The sequence below is a fragment of the Aeromonas sp. 604443 genome (assembly GCF_049170315.1).
GTDB lineage: Bacteria > Pseudomonadota > Gammaproteobacteria > Enterobacterales > Aeromonadaceae > Aeromonas > Aeromonas veronii_A.
Window position 1 is genome coordinate 412751 of record NZ_JAAKMI010000002.1, and the last position, 18943, is coordinate 431693.

13 protein-coding genes are annotated in these 18943 nt (G+C 58.1%); 4 read left to right on the plus strand and 9 right to left on the minus strand.

Translation table 11 applies throughout. The annotated features are described in order from the left end of the window. Positions 1–55 precede the first annotated feature (55 nt). The 6 genes from G5380_RS05450 to G5380_RS05475 all read right to left on the minus strand — a co-directional run bounded on the left by G5380_RS05450 (position 56) and on the right by G5380_RS05475 (position 7181). Complete coding sequence (locus G5380_RS05450; RefSeq protein WP_075115488.1) at positions 56–1093, minus strand: HlyD family secretion protein; 1038 nt, start codon at positions 1091–1093, stop codon at positions 56–58. Between the two features lie 3 nt (positions 1094–1096). Continuing rightward, on the minus strand, positions 1097–1435 hold the full coding sequence (locus G5380_RS05455) for a DUF3302 domain-containing protein (RefSeq protein WP_257124649.1): 339 nt from the start codon (positions 1433–1435) through the stop codon (positions 1097–1099). A 223-nt stretch (positions 1436–1658) separates the two neighbouring features. Further along, the gene (locus G5380_RS05460; protein ID WP_005350521.1) at positions 1659–3080 is read right to left on the minus strand and encodes a carbon starvation protein A; all 1422 of its coding nucleotides are present in this window, start codon (positions 3078–3080) and stop codon (positions 1659–1661) included. 140 nt (positions 3081–3220) lie between these two features. Beyond that, on the minus strand, positions 3221–3925 hold the full coding sequence (btsR, locus tag G5380_RS05465) for a two-component system response regulator BtsR (RefSeq protein ID WP_421230655.1): 705 nt from the start codon (positions 3923–3925) through the stop codon (positions 3221–3223). Next, positions 3922–5592, minus strand: a complete 1671-nt coding sequence (locus tag G5380_RS05470) for a LytS/YhcK type 5TM receptor domain-containing protein (RefSeq protein ID WP_421230654.1) — start codon at positions 5590–5592, stop codon at positions 3922–3924. Before G5380_RS05470 ends, btsR begins: the two co-directional genes overlap by 4 nt. 353 nt (positions 5593–5945) lie before the next feature. Then, positions 5946–7181 (minus strand): HD-GYP domain-containing protein, encoded by a 1236-nt coding sequence (locus G5380_RS05475; protein ID WP_257124650.1) that lies wholly within the window; start codon positions 7179–7181, stop codon positions 5946–5948. 230 nt (positions 7182–7411) lie between these two features. On the opposite strand from G5380_RS05475, the gene G5380_RS05480 reads away from it, so the two are divergent. Beyond that, positions 7412–9028 carry a phosphoethanolamine transferase gene (locus G5380_RS05480; protein WP_421230653.1) on the plus strand — a complete coding sequence of 539 codons (1617 nt, stop codon included), beginning with the start codon at positions 7412–7414 and terminating at the stop codon, positions 9026–9028. A gap of 71 nt (positions 9029–9099) precedes the next feature. On the opposite strand, the gene nagC is transcribed toward G5380_RS05480, so the two are convergent. Genes nagC through nagB form a run of 3 tightly spaced genes read right to left on the minus strand, consistent with a single transcriptional unit; the run spans position 9100 to position 12274 of the window. Then, a complete protein-coding gene (gene nagC / locus G5380_RS05485; protein WP_101530951.1) occupies positions 9100–10314 on the minus strand; it encodes a DNA-binding transcriptional regulator NagC in 1215 nt (404 codons plus the stop codon). 4 nt (positions 10315–10318) lie between these two features. Further along, on the minus strand, positions 10319–11464 hold the full coding sequence (nagA, locus tag G5380_RS05490; protein WP_021231107.1) for an N-acetylglucosamine-6-phosphate deacetylase: 1146 nt from the start codon (positions 11462–11464) through the stop codon (positions 10319–10321). A gap of 9 nt (positions 11465–11473) precedes the next feature. Next, positions 11474–12274: a glucosamine-6-phosphate deaminase gene (nagB, locus tag G5380_RS05495; protein ID WP_005334308.1), complete on the minus strand. Its 801-nt coding sequence runs from the start codon at positions 12272–12274 to the stop codon at positions 11474–11476. Positions 12275–12547: 273 nt separating this feature from the next. Here nagB and nagE point away from each other — a divergent pair, with 273 nt between their 5' ends. From nagE to glnS, 3 genes are all read left to right on the plus strand, one after another. Beyond that, on the plus strand, positions 12548–14026 hold the full coding sequence (nagE, locus tag G5380_RS05500; protein ID WP_076492426.1) for an N-acetylglucosamine-specific PTS transporter subunit IIBC: 1479 nt from the start codon (positions 12548–12550) through the stop codon (positions 14024–14026). Between the two features lie 121 nt (positions 14027–14147). Continuing rightward, on the plus strand, positions 14148–16811 hold the full coding sequence (locus tag G5380_RS05505) for a beta-N-acetylhexosaminidase (protein WP_181224396.1): 2664 nt from the start codon (positions 14148–14150) through the stop codon (positions 16809–16811). Between the two features lie 355 nt (positions 16812–17166). Then, the gene (gene glnS, locus G5380_RS05510; RefSeq protein ID WP_005334302.1) at positions 17167–18828 is read left to right on the plus strand and encodes a glutamine--tRNA ligase; all 1662 of its coding nucleotides are present in this window, start codon (positions 17167–17169) and stop codon (positions 18826–18828) included. Positions 18829–18943: the final 115 nt, after the last annotated feature.

The following is an 18943-nucleotide window of genomic DNA, read 5'->3' on the forward strand; positions in this document are numbered from 1 at the left end:
GTCACAAAAACAGCGGGCCGGCATGATGCCGGCCCGCAGGGTGCTTGGGTGCTGATCAATGGAACGGGAAGATGTAGTTCATCCAGCTTGCCATGCGCAGCAGCACTTTGCGCATCACAGATACATGGTGGAAGTAGTGGGTATAGATGGCAGCCTGCCCGCTGGAGCCTGCAATTACCTGATACTTGGCCCACTCGGGGTCGGTGATGGAGATAACCACCGGCAGACGACCCGGGCGCACCGCAGTGGTTTGATCCAGCAGACCGGCGTTGGCCTGCACGTTACCGGCGGCAATGGCCGGAACCACGGCTGTCACCTTGCCTTTGAAGATCTTGCCGGGTACGCCATCGATCACCACTTCGGCCTCATCGCCCACCGCCAGTCTCTGCATGCTGTTCTGCCAGAACCAGCCGACGTAGGCGGTGTCATCCTTGTGGATGAAGGTCATCACCGGACGATACATGAAGGGGGTGGCGATCATGCCGGGGCGCAGGGCCAGCTGCACTACATGACCATCGCTCGGGGCATAGACCACGGTTTGGGACTGCTGGTACTTGGCTTCCATCAGCTGGGCTTGCAGATCGTTCAGGGTGGCTTTCTGCTGGTCAATCTGGGCCACGATGTCGTCCACGTTGGCCTGGGTGACGTCGAGGTCGCGCTGCTTGCCCACGCCACGGCGCATCAGGTCGCTGGCGCGATCCCGATCCAGCCTGGCGGAGCGCAGTCTCGCCTCGATGGACTTGAGGTGTTCGCGGTTGGATTCGACCCGTGCGGTGAGGCTCTCCACTTTCAGGCGGAACGGCTCGTCATCGATGCGAAACAGCACATCCCCTTTTTTCACCGGCTGGTTGGCCTGTACCGGAACCTCAACCACCCGGCCCTTGACCAGCGGCACTATGGGGGTGGAGACGTAGTAGTTGCGCGCCATCTCGGAGTAGGGGTGGTTGTAGTTCATCAGCATGATCAGGGTGCCGATGAGCAGCACGCCACCCAATGCTGCGGTGGGGACGGTCCACTTGTTGAGCGGGATGCGGAAGATTTTGAATATGGCGACACACAGCGCCGTGTAGGTCAGGATCAGTAGCAGGTCCATGGTTTATCCCTGTTGCTCACTCTGTTCGATAGTGTTGATACGGCTCTTCAGATCCGCCAACTCCTGCTTGAGGGCCGCCAGCTCCTCTTCATCTTCTTGCAGCCGCTGGCTAAAGCCCCAGCCGCGATCGGGGCGATAGAGGGTTGCCCAGATCCAGAGGAAGGGCCACAGCACGTGCAGGGTAAACAGGCTGACCCAACCTGCCACGTGAATGGCATCCTGATGAGGGTGATTCCGATGTTTGGCAATCTCGTAAGGAATATCGTGGATAACGATGACGCCATAAAAAATGACTAGCCCGACAAAGACGAGCAGACCAAGGGCAAAATAATCAAGGGCCATTTATAACCTCCACTGGCATGACGCACAGCTTAATCATGGGTTCCAACAAGCACTAAAGCAATTAAGAATCACACATTTATCGTCAGTTTGCCCGGAATCTTAAAGCTATTCGCTGTATTGAAGCTGAAGCCGTTCGACAGTTGTCTTATTAGTCTTTTTGTCATTAAAAAAGGCGCCATCAGGCGCCTTTTTTGTGCTGCTTTCGCAGCAATTTTTTGCTGCTTTACCCTTCGCTGGTACTGCTGACCAGCGGCTGGCGGAACTTCATCAGGAAGGCCACGGTAATGGCCGCTGTTGCAGTCAGGCCGATGATGGTGGAGGTCCCCATCTCCAGCCCGAATCCGATGGGGGCGTTGGCCAGATAGGTGATCACCACAGCAGTCATGAACATGGCGGGAATGGTGCAGATCCAGTGCAGCTTGCCCTCTTTGATGAGGTAGGCAGCCGCAGCCCACAGCATGATGACGGCGGTGGTCTGGTTGGCCCAGCCGAAGTAGCGCCAGATCACCCCGAATTCAGCCTTGGAGATGATAAAACCAAGGATAAACATGGGGATGGCAATCAGCAGACGCTTGGCCAGCGGTTTCTGGGTCATCTTCAGGAAGTCCGCCACGATCAGGCGAGCACTGCGAAACGCGGTGTCGCCCGAGGTGATAGGCAGGATCACCACACCGAGAATGGCCAGAATGCCGCCCACGGTGCCGAGCAGGCTGGTGGAGACTTCGTGTACCACGGCTGCCGGGCCGCCGTTGGCCATAGTAGCGTTGAGCGCTTCGGTGCTGTCGTAGAAGGAGAGACCCAGGGTGCACCAGATAAGGGCGATGATCCCTTCACCGATCATTGCACCGTAGAAAATGAAGCGGCCGGATTTTTCGTTCTGCATGCAGCGCGCCATCAGTGGTGACTGGGTGGCGTGGAAGCCGGATACCGCGCCACAGGCGATGGTGATGAAGAGCAGCGGCCAGAGCGGCAGTTCGGTCGGGTGCAGGTTGGAGAAGTCCATCCCTGTGTTGTAGAAGCCTTTGCCGGAGGCGATCAGGCCAACGATGAGGCCGACCGACATGAAGACCAGCAGGGCGCCGAAGATGGGATAGAAGCGACCGATGATCTTGTCGATGGGGACAATGGTCGCGAGGATGTAGTAGGCAAAGATTGCCACAATCCAGTAGACCAGATCGGTGGAGGTGAGGTTGGCCAAGAGGCCCGCCGGGCTCAGCACGAATACCACGCCCACCAGCATCAGCAGCACCACGGCAAACAGGTTCATGAAGTGCTTGGCGGCGGTGCCCAGATGCTCACCGACCACGGTTGGCACCGAGGCCCCCTTGGCGCGTACCGACAGCATGCCGGAGAAGTAGTCATGTACCGCACCGGCGAAGATGCAGCCAAAGACGATCCACAGCATGGCGACCGGGCCGTAGAGGGCACCCAGGATGGGGCCGAAGATGGGGCCGACGCCTGCGATGTTGAGCAGTTGAACCAGATAGACTTTCTTGTCCGACATCGGGACATAGTCCACCCCGTCAGCCATGGTGATGGCGGGGGTTTTCAGCTCGGGTTTCGGGCTGAATATCCGTTCGATGAATTTGCCGTATATGAAGTAGCCGGCCACAAGTAAGCCGACACAGAGGAAGAACCAGATCATTGCTACGCTCCTGCATTGTTATTTTTTAGTGTGCAGAGCGAGTCTAAAACGGTTGCGCCTGACTGGCAGGTGAAACTCCCCGAGCGGCGCTTTGGCGCGCCGAGCGGTCGGCGGCTGTGATCAGGCGCACACTCCGCGGCTCAGTCCAGCCCCAGCTGATCTTTGAGCTCCTTGAGATAGCGACGACTGACCGGCACCCGGGCGCCGCTCGGGGTGACAATCTCTGCCAGCTGGTTATCCAGCAGCTGGATCTCGAAGATGGCGTTGGGGGAGACCAGATACTGGCGGTGGCAGCGCAGCAGCGGGCTCTTTTCTTCCAGCGATTTGAGGGTGAGCTGGGTGTGGAACAGCTCGCCCTGACAGGCCACATGGACCCCGCCCAGATCGGAGAAGGCATACTCCACCTGCGCGATGGGCAGCAGCCTGACCCGATTGTGCAGATAGCCCGGAATATGTTCGATAGTCGGGGCCAGCCGCTCGATGGGCTGCGGGGAGATATCCTGCTTGAGGCGAGCGAGGGTCTTGGCGAGCCGGGCGGGCTCCACCGGCTTGAGCAGGTAGTCGAAGGCGTTCTCTTCAAAGGCCTGAATGGCATATTCGTCAAAGGCGGTGACAAAGACGATGCGGGGCAGGGGGTCGAGCATGGCGACCAGCTCCATGCCGCTCAGCTTGGGCATCTGGATATCGAGGAACACCACATCAGGCTTGAGGCGCTGAATAAGCGGCAGCGCCTCGATGGCGTTGGCCGCTTCCCCCACGATCTCGATGGCAGGATCGCAGGTCAGATGTTGCCTCAGCTCTTCGCGGGCATAGTGTTCGTCATCGACAATCAGGGTGCGGATCATGATTGCTCCTTGGGGATGGTGAACGAGACCCGGGTCCACTGTTCCGGCTCGCACGCAATAGTCACGCCATAGCGCTCGCCAAAGGCGCTTTTCAGTCGCCGATCGACAATGGTCATGCCCAGACCGTCGCCAGCGGGATGCGCTTGCCAGGTGCCTGCATTATCTTCCACATGGATAGTGACGCTGGTGGGATGCTCATCGGTATAGAGGCGAATACGCCCCTGCTCCAGCAGAGTCGAGATGCCGTGCTTGATGGCATTCTCGATCAACGGTTGCAGGGTGAAGCTGGGCAGTCGCAGTGTGGCCAGATGGGGCGGGATCTCGTTTATCACCGTCAGCCGATCGCCAAAGCGGGCCAGCTCGATCTCCAGATAGGATTGGCAGTGCTCCTGCTCCTCCTGCAGAGTCGCAAGGCCGCTCTGGCGTTTGAGGTTCTTGCGAAAGAACAGCGACAGATGCAGCAGCAGATCCCGCGCCTTGTCCGGATCGCGCCGGGTGATGGCACTGATGGTGTTGAGGGTGTTGAACAGAAAGTGGGGGTTGATCTGGGCCTGGATCAGCTTGAGTTCGGACTGCACCAGCAGCCGCTGATGCTGCTCCAGCCGACCGGCCAGCAACTGCTGTGACAGCAGGTTGGCAATCCCTTCCCCCAGGGTGTGGTTGATCTTGAGAAACAGCCGCTTCTTCGGCTCGTAGAGCTTGATGGTGCCGATCACCCCCTTGTCCCCCTGCAGCGGGATCACCAGCACCGAGCCCAGCTGGCATGCGGAGGAGAGGCTGCAGCGATAGGGCTGGCTGTTGCCATCGGCAAACAGCACCTTGTTCTGGGCGATGGCCTGCATGGTGATGGCTGACGCGATGGGGGTGCCCGGCAGATGGTGATCTTCGCCGGTGCCGATAAAGGCGAGGATCTGCTCGGTGTCCGTGATGGCGACCGCCCCAACGCCGGTCTCCTCCTGAATGATGCGGGCAATCTTGTTGCTCGCCTGTGGGGTAAAGCCCTGACTCATGATCCCCACTGTACGGTTGGCGATATTGAGCGCCTTGGCGGAGAAGACCCGGGAGAACTTCTCATACATCCGCTGCTGGTCGCGGATCATGCTGATAAAGAGCGCCGCGCCGCAGGAGTTGGCGAGAATCATCGGGGTGGCGATGGTGCGCACCAGCAGCAGGGATTTGTCGAACGGGGTCGCCACCAGCAGGATGATGACCATCTGCATGATCTCGGCGTAGAGGGTGGTAAAGAAGGCGATACGCGGTTCAAACAGGGCATCCGTTCGTCCCGAGCGCATCAGTCGCCAGTGCACTATGCCCCCGAGCAACCCCTCGCAGGTGGTGGAGATAGCGCAGGCGAGATCGGTAAATCCCCCCAGCGTATAGCGGTGCAGACCACCGGTCAGCCCCACCAGAAAGCCCACCAGTGGCCCCCCCAATAATCCCCCCAAGACGGCGCCGACCGCCCGGGTGTTGGCGATGGCATCGTCGATATCGAGGCCTACATAGGTTCCGAGGATGCAAAAACATGAAAATATTATGTATATCAGTATCTTGTGAGGAAGCCTCACTGAATAGTTGGCAAGCGGGCGAAGCAGCGGGCTTTTCGAGAAGAGATAGGCGATCACCAGGCTGACGCTCATCTGCTGTAACAAAGAGAGAACCAACTGCATAAAAAACGCGCCCCATCAGCCAGCCTAAAAAACAACCAGCCCGTGAATAAGTGTGATCAGGATCTTGTTCTGTTGGCCCAACTGGGCGCAACGGGCCGTCAGTTTGCCAGAAAAACTGGATAAAACTACATTAAATCAGCATGTTAAATTGATATTTGTGTAAGAGGTGATGGATTGCTATTGATGAATGGAGCATGAATGTATCCGCCGGATACGCCACACGGAGGTGGCATGCTCCGCCCGGCCCCTTGGCTGGGCGTTTTTTATACATGGTCAGTTGGCAACCTTCTGATGGGGGTTTGAGCAATTATTCCGGTTTGTCCAATGAGTTATCCCCAGCTTCTGGGGATAACTCAGAATGCAAAGTAGTAACAGAAGCGGCGGGTCAGATTGAAGAACTGCCGCTGTCCCTCATCCAGCTCCTCCTGTTTGATAAAGGCACTGATGGTGCGTTCATCTTCCCGCAGATCGATCATGGCGACCGCTTCCGGCCGCTGGGCCTTGATATAGGGCAGGATCTTCGGCTTGAGGGGCATGGTGGGTTCGGTAGATAGCACCAGCGCAATGCTCTCGTCGGAGAGTTTCACCAGGGAGCCCGGTGGGTAGACCCCCAGCACTTTGACCAGCAACTTGACCAGATTCTGGTCGAACTTCTTCTGGGATAACTTGTAGAGCTGGCTGATGGCCTGACTCGGTGCCGCCGGCGTGCCACTGTTGCGGGGATGAAGCAGCTCGTCGTAGAAGTCGACCAGTCCGATCAGCCGCGCCAGCGGCGGGATCTCCCCCCCCTTGATCCCCAGCGGATAACCGCTGCCGTCGAGCCGTTCGTGGTGCAGATGGGCTACCTGACGAATTTTGGGCTCAAAGGCATTGAGTTGGTTCAGCATGTCAAATCCGTACTGGGGATGCATCTTGAGGAAGTTCTGCTCGGCCTTGTTTAGCTCACCACGCTTTTGGGTGATCTGGCTGGGAATTTTCAGTTCACCTATGTCGTGGATAAGTCCCGCAAGGCCGGTCTCTTCCAGCTCGATGGGATTCATCCCCAATTCGCGGGCCATCAGCATGGCAATGAAAGCCACATTGAGACTGTGCTGCAGCAGGACATCGGTGTGGGGACTACGGATCAGGTGAAGCCCGAGGGGGCCCTCGTGCTGACTAAGGGTGAAGGCGGCATTGCGGACGATCTGGGCGGTGTTGGCCAGCCCTTCATCCGGTTTGAGGTTGAGTGCCCCGAGAGCATCACGCAGCTCGCTCATGGACTGGCCAAAGGCCTTGTCGGCGGCGCGCATGGAGCGGCGAAAGGCTTTTTCGTCAAAAGGGGGCGGGCCGGCATCAATCAGGGACTCCAGCTCTTCGAGATCGGGCCCGGCATCGGGGATATCGCCGCGCAGCAGCGGCTCGATAGGCAGATCGCTCTTGTCGGGGTCGACCATCAGCAGGGTGAGATCAAGATGACGGAGAATGTCGAGTTGCTGCTGATCCTTGATCTTGAAGGTATTGAACATAAATGGGTGGTTAGTCCATCCCGTGGGGAGATGGATATAGTGGCCTACTCTCAATTGCTCTATCGAGGCTTGGATCAGTGCCATCGGTTAACCTGCATTTCGTGAATGCCTACTCAACAAGCTAGCAAAATCCGATGGATAGACAACTAAAAATCCATTTCGGGGCTACGGAGCACCCCGTGCTGTGATGGGGCGCACGAGCGCCGTGCTTCTCCTCTTAATTCGCGCTTAAGTTTTACTTCCTACGCTGGCCCCGTCGTTTTTGTTGGCTTGGCCGGCCCGCTGCGCTGCAGGCCGGTATGTAGGAGTTGTTTATGCGTGTAACTCTCGGTGTACTGCAGACCAATCTGTTGCTGGTGCTCTTTTTCGCCCTGGTACTGAACTGGCCAATCTTTTTGCATTTCTATACGGTGCTCAGCGCCCTGACCCATGTCAAAGCCGGATTTGCCATCTCGATCCCGCTGGTGCTGATCGCTGCGCTCAATGCCGTGTTTATTCCCTTCACGTTCCGGTTTGTGCTCAAGCCCTTTTTTACCGTGCTCATTCTGACTGGCTCCATCGTCAGCTACGCCATGCTCAAATACGGTGTCATCTTTGATGCCGGCATGATCCAGAACATAGTGGAGACCAACAGTGGTGAGGCGGGTGCCTATTTGAATGGCTCGGTTGCGCTCTGGTTTCTGCTGACCGGGCTGCTGCCTGTTCTGGTGCTCTGGTCACTGCGGATCCGCTATCCGGCTCGCTGGTATCAGGGGTTGGCGTGGCGGGCTGGTGCACTGGCTATCTCTCTGCTGTTTATCGGGGGCGTCGCGTCACTTTACTATCAGGATTACGCCTCGGTCGGGCGCAACAACAAGTCGCTGGCCAAAGAGATTGTGCCCGCCAACTATGTGCACGGCCTCTACAAATATGGGCGGGATGTGCTGTTTGCCACGCCGATCCCCTACCAGCATCTGGGGACAGATGCCAGGGTGGTGGCCCGGGGAAGCAAGCCGACTTTGATGTTCCTGGTGGTGGGGGAGACGGCGCGCAGCCAGAACTACTCCCTTAACGGGTATGGCAAGGCGACCAACAGCTTTACAGCAAAAGAGCAGGGGGTGGTGTCGTTCAGGAATGTGCGCTCCTGCGGTACAGCCACCGCCGTCTCGGTGCCCTGCATGTTCTCCAACCTCACTCGCCGCGGTTACGATGACCAGCTTGCCAGCTCCCGTGACGGCCTGCTCGATGTGCTGCAACATGCCGGAGTCTCGGTATTGTGGAAAGAGAACGATGGCGGCTGTAAAGGGGTGTGCCGCAATGTGCCGACCATCGAGATCCTCCCCAAATCCTATCCTGCGCTCTGTCAGGGGGAGTCTTGCTATGACGAGGTGCTGCTGGAGGGGCTGGATCAGCAGATTGCCGGCATGAAGGGCAACAAGCTGGTGGCTTTTCACCTGATGGGCAGCCATGGCCCGACCTATTTTCGTCGTTACCCTGCCAGCGAGCGCGTCTTTATGCCGGACTGCCCGCGTAGCGACATTGAAAACTGCAGCAACGAAGAGCTGGTCAACACCTATGACAACACCATCCGCTACACCGACAAGGTGGTGGGACTGCTGATAGACAAGCTCAAGTCGCTGGAGAGCCAGTACGATGTGGGACTGGTCTATCTCTCCGATCACGGCGAATCCCTTGGGGCCATGGGGCTCTATCTGCACGGCACGCCCTACAAGTTTGCGCCGGATGATCAGACCCGGGTGCCGCTGCTGACCTGGTTCTCGCCCCAGTTACAGGCCGATCGCCAGCTTGATATGGGTTGCCTGGCGGCGGAGGCGAGCAGTCAGCGCTTCTCCCATGACAACCTCTTTCACTCCATGCTGGGGATCATGGATGTGCAGACGAGTGTTTACGACAACAAGCTGGATCTGTTCAAGCCATGTCGGGCGGGCTAAACCGCTAGCAAGCACACAATAGAAAACGGCAGCCACTGGCTGCCGTTTTGTTATCTAGCAAGATCAGTGTCTTACTTCTGCTCCATGATGATCTGCAGCAGATCTCCCTCCAGCAGGGCGCGCTTGACCAGCGCAAAGCCGCCATAGGTCGGCTGGTTCTGGAAGCGGGCCTTCACGATGGGCAGGCCACGGTGGAAGCTCGGCAGGGATTGATGCTCGACACAGCGACGAATGGCCGGGAAGAGGAGCTCTTCGGCGGCGGTGATTTCTCCGGCGATCAGCACCTTCTGCGGGTTGAACAGGTTGACCGTAATCGCCACCGCCCGTCCCAGATGCTCACCCACGTTCTCGATGACGCTGCGGGCCAGTTCATCGCCCGCCAGCGCCGCCTTGCACACCTCCTGAATGGTGATGTGCTTCTCCTGCAGCGCGCTCTGGTGACCGCGGCTGATGAGCTCTTTCACCTTGTCGATTATCGCTTCGTTGGAGGCGATGGTCTCGAGGCAGCCGAAGTTGCCGCAGTGGCAGCGTTTGCCGAGTGGCTCGACCTGAATATGGCCGATCTCGCCAACGTTGCGGTTCTGACCGAGGAACACCTGACCCTTGGTGATGATCCCGGAGCCCGTCCCCTGGTGGACGCTCACCAGAATGGAGTCCATGCAGTCGCGGGACTCGCCGAAGAAGTGTTCGGCCAGTGCCAGCGAGCGGGTGTCGTTGCCCACGTAGCAGGGGAGGTTGAAGTGGTTCTCAAGCAGCTTCGCTAACCCCAGATTACGGATCTGGTACTTGGGGGTGTAGATGACCATGCCGGATTCCGGGTTGACCAGACCCGGCATGGTCAGCGCGATGCTGATGAGGTTGCGACAGCGTTCGCGGTTGGCATCGATAAAGGCGCCAATCTCCCGCAGCAGCATGTCGACCACGGGTTGCTGGTCGATCTCGGTCACCTGAATGACGTGCTGGTCGAGCTCCTTGCCATCTAGGTCATAGAGACTCAGTTGCAGGTAGCCGCGGCCCAGCTTGGCAGAGACAAACTGAAAGCGATGTTTGATGGTGGTCAGGGAGATGGCACGCCGCCCGCCGGTTGAGGCTTGCGGAGAGGTCTCCTTGATCAGGCCATGCTCGATCAGTTGCCGGGTTATTTTGGTCACGCTGGCCGGGGCCAGCTGACTCAACTCGGCAATCTTGACCCGGGAGATGGGGCCTTGCAGGTCGATGAGCCGATACACGGCTGCACTGTTGACCTGCTTGATAAGATCTACGTTTGCTATTTGTCCGCCAGTCATGATGTCACTGTTGTGTGTAGTGTCCGTTAACCACGGTCCCACGGACCGTGAAGTCCTGATCGAAGACAGTGAGGTTGGCTACTTTACCGACCTGGATACTACCGAGACGTGAGTCCCATCCAATGGCGCGAGCGGGGTAGAGGCTGGCCATTCTCAGTGCTTCATCGAGCGGTAATCCGACCTGCTTGACCAGATTTTCCACCCCCTCAATCATGGTGAGGGAGGAACCGCCGAGTGTACCATTCTCGTCGACACACTGACCATCGCGTAAAAAGACGGTGGTGCCACAAAAATCAAATTTCTCAAAGCCTTCCGGTGCACCGGCTGCCGCGGTGGCATCGGTGACCAGCACCAGTCGCTCCCCCAGCGCCTTGTGAGCCAGACGCACGTTGGCCCAGTGCACATGGTGGCCATCGACGATGATGCCCGCGTAGACATCCTTGCGATCATAGATGGCGCCCACCACGCCCGGCTCGCGACCGTTGAGGGTCGGCGTCATGGCGTTGTAGAGGTGGGTCGCAAAGCGAATACCGTTATCGAACCCGGCCATGGCCTGATCGTAACTGGCGGCAGTGTGACCGGCCGAGACCAGAATGCCCGCTTCCACCAGACGGCGGATATGGGCCGGCTCGTTGCGCTCCGGAGCAAGGGTGATTTTGGTGATGGCATCCGCGTTGGCGCAGAAGAAGTCGATCATCTCGTCCGCTGGCTGGCGAATTTGCGCGGCAGGGTGGATCCCCTTGCGCTTGAGGTTGGTGTAAGGCCCTTCCAGATGGACGCCCAGCACCTCGTTGGGGTGTGCAGCCATGTAGTCACGGGTCACCGCAACGGCCTGCTTCATGTCGGCATCCGGACTGGTGATCAGGGTCGGCAGGAAGCTGGTGGTACCGGATTTGAGGTTGGCCGCCTGCATGGTTGCCAGGGTCTCGACCGTGATGTCGGTGTTGAACATCACTCCGCCACAGCCGTTGAGCTGGACGTCGATAAAACCGGCGGTCAGGTTGGCGCCTTTGAGGTCAATCTGCTCGATGCCCGCAGGCAGTTCGGCCAGGTGAGAGATGGCGACAATTTTGTCGCCCTCGATAAGCACCCCGTAGCCGGTCAGCACGCAGCTGCCGGTGTAGAGGGTGCAGTTGGTCAATGCGTACATGACGACTCCTTACAGACGGCCGATGTTGGCGGCTTCCAGCTGCTGGAAGTAGCGAACGGTCTTGACCTTGAGCTCCATGGTGGAGGGCTCGTCGCACACCATCATTCCCTTCGGATGCAGTTGCAGGGTGGAGATGGTCCACATGTGGTTGACGCTGCCTTCCACGGCGGCCTGCAGGGCCAGTGCCTTGCCGTGCCCGGTGACCAGGATCATGATCTCTTCCGCATCCATCAGGGTGCCGACACCCACGGTCAGGGCCAGCTTGGGCACCTGCTCCATGTCGCCACCGAAGAAGCGGGAGTTGGCGATGCGGGTGTCTTCGGTCAGGGTCTTGACCCGGGTGCGGGAGGAGAGGGAAGAAGCCGGCTCGTTGAATGCGATGTGGCCGTCGTTACCCACGCCACCCATGAACAGGTGGATCTTGCCGTAGGACTTGATTTTGTCTTCGTAGCGCTTGCACTCGGCCACCAGATCCTCGGCATTGCCGTTGAGGATGTTGATGTTCTCGGGACGAATGTCGATGTGGCTGAAGAAGTTGTTGTGCATGAAGCTGTGGTAGCTCTCCGGGTGATCTTCCGGCAGGCCGACGTACTCGTCCATGTTGAAGGTGACCACGTTCTGGAAGCTCACTTCACCGGCTTTGTGCAACTCGATCAGGCGCTTGTAGGTGTTGAGCGGGGTGCCACCGGTGGGCAGGCCCAGTACGAAAGGGCGATCGCTGGTCGGCTTGAACGCGTTGATGCGGTCAACGATGTAACGAGCAGACCACAGGCCTACTTGGCTGGCAGATTTCAACGGGATCAGGCGCATATGGGATACCTCTGTGTCGGGTTGCGACCGGTTTGGCGGTGGCAATTGGCTAAGACGGATTCAAGTTGTTTTATAGCGTAAATAAAGATTGCGAACTAAGCCACATCTATCCACCACCTTTATCTTGTTTGGGTGATAACGATCACGATTATCGGTTTATTAATTTGCGCAGCGAAATAAAAGCCCTAGACTGCCAATCAAGCCTTGATGGCTTATGCGTCAAACGTGATAAGCACTTAATTTCTAGAAAAACATTAACTAAGGAGAGGAACCGTGAACATTCTCGGTTATTTGCAAAAGATCGGCCGTGCCCTGATGGTGCCGGTAGCGGTATTGCCTGCCGCAGCGATCCTGATGGGGGTTGGCTACTGGATTGACCCGAATGGTTGGGGTGGTGACAGTGCGCTGGCTGCCTTCCTGATTAAAGCGGGCGCAGCCATTATCGATAACATGTCCGTACTGTTCGCAGTCGGTGTTGCTTACGGTATGTCCAAGGATAAAGACGGTTCTGCTGCTCTGGCAGGTCTGGTCGGCTTCCTGGTCGTTACCACCCTGCTGAGCCCGGGCGCTGTGGCCCAGATCAAGAGCATCCCGGTGGAGCAGGTTCCTGCCGCGTTTGCCAAGATCAGCAACCAGTTCGTGGGTATCCTGTGTGGTGTTATCGCCGCTGAGCTGTACAACCGCTTCAGCAGCGTCGAACTGCACAAGGCACTCTCCTTCTTCTCCGGTCGTCGTCTGGTACCGATCGTAACCTCCGTGGTGATGATCGTCGTATCCTTCATCCTGATGGCCGTATGGCCGGCAATCTACGGTGGTCTGGTCTCCTTCGGTGAGTCCATCGTGAGCCTGGGCTCTACCGGCGCCGGTATCTACGCCTTCTTCAACCGTCTGCTGATCCCGATCGGTCTGCACCACGCCCTGAACTCCGTATTCTGGTTCAACGTGGCCGGTATCAACGACATCCCGAACTTCCTGGGTGGTCAGGCTACTATCGATGCTGCTCTGGCCGCTGGCAAGAGCCTGGATCAGGTGAAAGGCGTGGTCGGTATGTACCAGGCTGGCTTCTTCCCCATCATGATGTTCGGTCTGCCGGGTGCCGCTCTGGCCATCTACCACTCCGCCAAGAAAGAGAACAAAGAGAAAGTTGCTTCCATCATGATCGCAGCTGCCTTTGCCTCCTTCTTCACCGGTGTTACCGAGCCGCTCGAGTTCTCCTTCATGTTCGTGGCGCCGGTACTGTATGTCATCCACGCCGTACTGACCGGTATCTCCGTGTTCATCGCTGCCTCCATGCAGTGGATGGCCGGTTTCGGTTTCAGTGCCGGTCTGGTGGATATGGTGCTCTCCAGCCGTAACCCGCTGGCGACCAACTGGTACATGCTGATCCCTCAGGGTCTGGTCTTCTTCGGCCTCTACTACACCGTGTTCCGCGTAGTGATTGCCAAGCTGAACCTGAAAACCCCGGGTCGTGAAGATGACGAAGAGACTGCTCCGGCTGCCGCTCAATCTACCAACCGTACCGAGCTGGCCAAGCAATACCTGGAAGTGCTGGGTGGTCAAGAGAACCTGGTCTCCATCGATGCCTGCATCACCCGTCTGCGTCTGACTCTGAAAGACCGCAGCATCGTCGATGAGCGCAAGCTGAAAGCCCTGGGTGCAGCCGGTGTGGTCAAACTCGGTGAGCAGAACCTGCAGGTGATTCTGGGCCCATTGGCCGAAATCATCGCCGGTGAGATGAAAGCCCTGCGTTAATCGAGCGACTCGCTCACCTCAAGTCTAAGTCCATTGTTGACATAACTAAGGGCCCCGCTCAGGGGCCCCATATAAAAAAGCCAAGAAAATCCAACCTTTACTTCAAATGAGAGCAGCAGTTATGAACTTGAAACATTCTCTGTTAGCCATTGCCATGTCTACCGTTTTTGTCAGCCAGGTCCAGGCAGCCGATGCCGCCAAGCAGGCTGTGGTCGACTCCCTCGCCAACAACCTGGTGGTCAAGTATGAAGTGGTCACCAACGACGGTGCCGGTGCCGGCCTCGATTGCCAGGCGCTCGGTTCCGAGTGGGCGAGCTGTGGCGTTGCCAAGCTGCACCTGACCAATACCGGTGCTGACGTCACCTCCAAAGACTGGAGCATCTACGTCTCCTCCATCCGTCGTATCCAGCGTGTGGATAACGACCAGTTCACCATCACTCACCTGACCGGCGATCTCTATCGTTTGACGCCAACCGAGAAGTTCCAGGGCTTTGCCAAGGATGCCACGGTCGAAGTGCCGCTGGTGGTGGAATACTGGGTGCTGTTTGAGTCTGACATCATGCCGAACTGGTATGTCGCCAGCGAAGGTGCCGAGCCGAAAGTACTGGCCAGCATGAGCAACATCAATGATGCCAGCACCTACGAGAAGCCGATGCCGGCCGATGGCTGGAAGCGTACCAAGGATGACAAGAACATCCTGATGAACAGCGAAACCCGTTTCGCGGCCAACCAGACCAGCACCCTGCTGCCGGCTGGCAAGATTGACAACCAGATCCTGCCGACCCCGATGAAGCAGGTCGTCAAAGCTGGTCCGCAGGTTGACTTCTCCACCATCAAACTCAATGCCCTGGACTTGCCGAGCGATCGCGCCGAGGCCCTGAAGGCTCAACTGACCAAGCTGGGTGTTACCCTCTCCGACACCGGCTACCCGGTGACCATCAAGCTCGGCAGCAAGCTCAAGCAGGCTGAAGGCTATGACATGACCATCGGTCAGAAGGGCACCGTGATCCAGGGTCGCGACATCGACGGGGCATTCTGGGGTGCACAATCCCTGATCTCCTTGCTGGGTGTTGATGACAAGCTGGTGAGCCCGATGACCGTCGAAGATGCGCCGCGCTTTGAATACCGTGGCATGCAGACCGACGTGGCCCGCCACTTCCGCAGTCTGGATACCATGAAGAAGCTGGTTGACCAGATGTCTGCCATGAAGCTCAACGTGCTGCACCTTGGCCTGACCAACGATGAAGGCTGGCGTCTGGAGATCCCGGGTCTGCCGGAGCTGACCCAGGTCGGTAGCCAGCGTTGCCACGACGAGTCCGAAACCAAGTGCCTGATGCCGCAACTGGGTTCCGGCCCGACCAGCGACAACCAGGGTTCCGGTTTCTACAGCAAGTCTGACTACGTGGATCTGGTGCGTTATGCCAAGGCCCGCGGTGTGACCGTGATCCCCGAGATCAACATGCCGGCCCACGCTCGTGCTGCCGTGGTCTCCATGGAAGCGCGCTACAAGCGTCTGATGGCGGAAGGCAAAGAAGCCGAAGCCAACCAGTTCCGTCTGACTGACCCGGCTGACACCTCCAACGTCACCTCCGTCCAGTTCTACGACAAGATGTCCTTCATCAACCCTTGCCAGCCGGGTGCTGCCACCTTCGTGGCCAAGGTAATGGATGAAGTTGCCCAGATGCACCAGGCCGCCGGTCAGCCGCTGACCGCATGGCACTATGGTGGTGATGAGGCGAAGAACATCATGCAGGGCGGTGGCTATCAGGATCCGGCCGTCACCAAGAAAGAAGAGCTGGTCGCCTGGAAAGGCAACGTCGACTCCAGCAAGCAGGACAAGCCGTTTGGCAAGTCCCCGATGTGCCAGAAGATGATCGACGAAGGCAAGATCAAGGAAGTGGGCGAGCTGCCGGTTTACTTCGCCAAGGAAGTGGGCCAGATGGTCAAAGACCGCGGCTTCTCTACCCTGCAGGCGTGGGAAGATGGTCTGAAGTACGCCAGCGGTGCCAAGGACTTCGCCACCGACAACACCCGTGTCAACTTCTGGGAAACCCTCTACTGGGGTGGCTTCAATGAAGCGATGAAGTGGGCCCACAAGGGTTACCAAGTGGTGCTGTCCAACCCGGATTACCTCTACTTCGACTTCCCGAACGAAGTACACCCGGCCGAGCGTGGCTACTACTGGGCTACCCGTTTCAACGACACTCGCAAGGTGTTTGCCTTCGCCCCGGAAAACCTGCCGCAGAACGCCGAGACCTCGGTTGACCGCGACGGCAACGCCTTCGTGGCCAAGGGTGACCAGGATCCGGTCAAGTTCAAGGGGATCTCCGGTCAGCAGTGGAGTGAAACCGTGCGTACCGATGCTCAGTACGAGTACATGGTCTACCCGCGTATCTTCTCCGTGGCCGAGCGTGCCTGGCACAAAGGTGGCTTCGAGCTGGATTACGTGAAGAACCGCGAGTTCTCCGGCGAGACCAAGTTCGTCAACAAGGCCACCCTCAACAAAGAGTGGAACCAGTTTGCCAACGTACTGGGTCAGCGCGTGCTGCCGAAACTGGATCAGGCCGGTGTTGAATACCGCCTCTCCGTACCGGGTGCCAAGGTAGTGAACGGTGTGCTGGAAGCGAACGTGGATCTGCCGGGTCTGCCCATCCAGTACAGCCTGGACGGTACCAACTGGAGTGCCTATGACGCCGCGGCCAAGCCGAGCGTGAATGGCAAGGTCTACCTGCGTACCATCAGCTTCGATGGCAAGCGCACCAGCCGCGTCACCGAACTGAACTGATAGCAGTCAACCGTTAACATGAGGTGGGTCGCAAGACCCGCCTTTCCCAAGGGCGATGGCGCATCGGGTTTGGGAAAGGTTGACTGTGCGTGTGAGCCTTTGTTGTGTGTAATTGTCTGTTTTGTGTTTTTCATCACTTTCAGCCCCGCCTAGTGCGGGGCTTTTTTATGCATTTGGTGTGCAATGTGCCAAGCCACGCTGTTTTTAGCGGTGCAATGGCCGGGAAATGGCCCGGAAGTGCCAAATTCAGGTTGAGACAGCGCCCGTAATAAGGGATCATACCCGGCTTGACGGCGGGGGGATGAGGGTGCCAGCCGGCACAACTTCCGCCAGTGACGCTTTTTTGAGGTGAGCCATGAGTCAGGCGAACAGCCCAACTAACTTTATTCGTCAGATCATTGATGAAGATCTGGCCAGCGGTAAGCACAGCAGCGTGCATACCCGTTTTCCGCCCGAGCCGAACGGTTATCTCCATATCGGCCACGCCAAGTCCATCTGCCTGAACTTCGGCATCGCCCGCGACTATCAGGGCCAGTGCAACCTGCGTTTCGATGACACCAACCCGGTGAAGGAAGATATCGAGTACGTAGAGTCCATCAAGCAGGACGTACAGTGGCTCGGCTTCCAGTGGAATGGCGAGATCTGCTACTCCTCCGACTATTTCGACAAGCTGCACGGCTACGCCATCGAGCTGATTGAAAAGGGTCTGGCCTATGTGGACGAGCTGACGCCCGAGCAGATGCGCGAGTACCGTGGCACCCTGACTGAAGCCGGCAAGAACAGCCCGTTCCGCGATCGCAGCGTGGAAGAGAACCTGGCGCTGTTTGCCAAGATGAAGAACGGCGAGTTCGCCGAAGGCACCGCCTGCCTGCGCGCCAAGATCGACATGGCATCCCCCTTCATGGTGATGCGTGATCCGGTTATCTACCGCATCAAGTTTGCCCACCACCACCAGACCGGTGACAAGTGGTGCATCTACCCGATGTATGACTTCACCCACTGCATCTCGGACGCGCTGGAAGGGATCACCCACTCCATCTGTACCCTGGAGTTCCAGGACAACCGTCGTCTGTATGACTGGGTGCTGGACAACATCACCATCGATTGCCACCCCCGTCAGTACGAGTTCTCTCGTCTGAACCTCGAATACACCGTCATGTCCAAGCGCAAGCTGAACCTGCTGGTGACCGAGAAGCATGTTGATGGTTGGGACGACCCGCGCATGCTGACCGTCTCCGGTCTGCGTCGTCGTGGTTACACCCCGGCCTCCATCCGCGAGTTCTGCAAGCGCATCGGCGTCACCAAGCAGGACAACATCGTCGAGATGAGCATGCTGGAAGCCTGCATCCGTGAAGACCTCAACGAGCATGCGCCGCGCGCCATGGCCGTGCTGCATCCGGTGAAAGTGGTCATCGAGAACCTGGCTGCCGACGAAGTGCTGACTGCCCCGGCCCACCCGAGCAATGCCGAGATGGGTACCCGCGAGCTGAACTTTACCCGCGAGATCTTCATCGACGAAGCGGACTTCAAAGAAGAGGCGAACAAGCAGTTCAAGCGTCTGGTGCTGGGCAAGGAAGTGCGTCTGCGCAATGCATATGTGATCAAGGCCGAGCGCATCGAGAAAGATGCCGATGGCAAAGTCACCTGCATCTACTGCTCCTACGACCCCGAGACTCTGGGCAAGGATCCGGCCGATGGCCGCAAGGTGAAAGGGGTGATCCACTGGGTCAGCGCCACTCACTCCCTGCCAGCGGAAGTGCGTCTCTACGATCGTCTGTTCAAGGTGCCGAACCCGGGCGCCGAGGATGACTTCGAAGCTGCGCTGAACCCGGAATCCCTGGTGATCATCGAGGGTGCCCGTGTCGAGGCTTCCCTGAAGAACGCCAAGCCGGAGCAAGCTTACCAGTTCGAGCGTGAAGGTTACTTCTGCGCCGACAACAAGCTCTCCAGCCCGGAGCATCTGGTGTTTAACCGCACCGTTGCCCTGCGCGACTCCTGGGGCAAGGTAGAAGGCTAAGCCGATGGGGCAGGGGAAACCCTGCCCTGTGTGCTGCCAGCGGCCTGCGCCGACAATAAAAAAGCCAGCTGATGCTGGCTTTTTTATTGTCCGTTATCTGCAAGTCGCGGGCGAC

Excerpts from the sequence above, each read along its gene's own strand:
- G5380_RS05450 (WP_075115488.1), bottom strand. The coding sequence starts at position 1,093 with ATGGACCTGCTACTGATCCTGACCTACACGGCGCTGTGTGTCGCCATA.
- G5380_RS05455 (WP_257124649.1), bottom strand. The coding sequence starts at position 1,435 with ATGGCCCTTGATTATTTTGCCCTTGGTCTGCTCGTCTTTGTCGGGCTA.
- G5380_RS05460 (WP_005350521.1), bottom strand. The coding sequence starts at position 3,080 with ATGATCTGGTTCTTCCTCTGTGTCGGCTTACTTGTGGCCGGCTACTTC.
- btsR (WP_421230655.1), bottom strand. The coding sequence starts at position 3,925 with ATGATCCGCACCCTGATTGTCGATGACGAACACTATGCCCGCGAAGAG.
- G5380_RS05470 (WP_421230654.1), bottom strand. The coding sequence starts at position 5,592 with ATGCAGTTGGTTCTCTCTTTGTTACAGCAGATGAGCGTCAGCCTGGTG.
- G5380_RS05475 (WP_257124650.1), bottom strand. The coding sequence starts at position 7,181 with ATGGCACTGATCCAAGCCTCGATAGAGCAATTGAGAGTAGGCCACTAT.
- G5380_RS05480 (WP_421230653.1), top strand. The coding sequence starts at position 7,412 with ATGCGTGTAACTCTCGGTGTACTGCAGACCAATCTGTTGCTGGTGCTC.
- nagC (WP_101530951.1), bottom strand. The coding sequence starts at position 10,314 with ATGACTGGCGGACAAATAGCAAACGTAGATCTTATCAAGCAGGTCAAC.
- nagA (WP_021231107.1), bottom strand. The coding sequence starts at position 11,464 with ATGTACGCATTGACCAACTGCACCCTCTACACCGGCAGCTGCGTGCTG.
- nagB (WP_005334308.1), bottom strand. The coding sequence starts at position 12,274 with ATGCGCCTGATCCCGTTGAAATCTGCCAGCCAAGTAGGCCTGTGGTCT.
- G5380_RS05505 (WP_181224396.1), top strand. The coding sequence starts at position 14,148 with ATGAACTTGAAACATTCTCTGTTAGCCATTGCCATGTCTACCGTTTTT.
- glnS (WP_005334302.1), top strand. The coding sequence starts at position 17,167 with ATGAGTCAGGCGAACAGCCCAACTAACTTTATTCGTCAGATCATTGAT.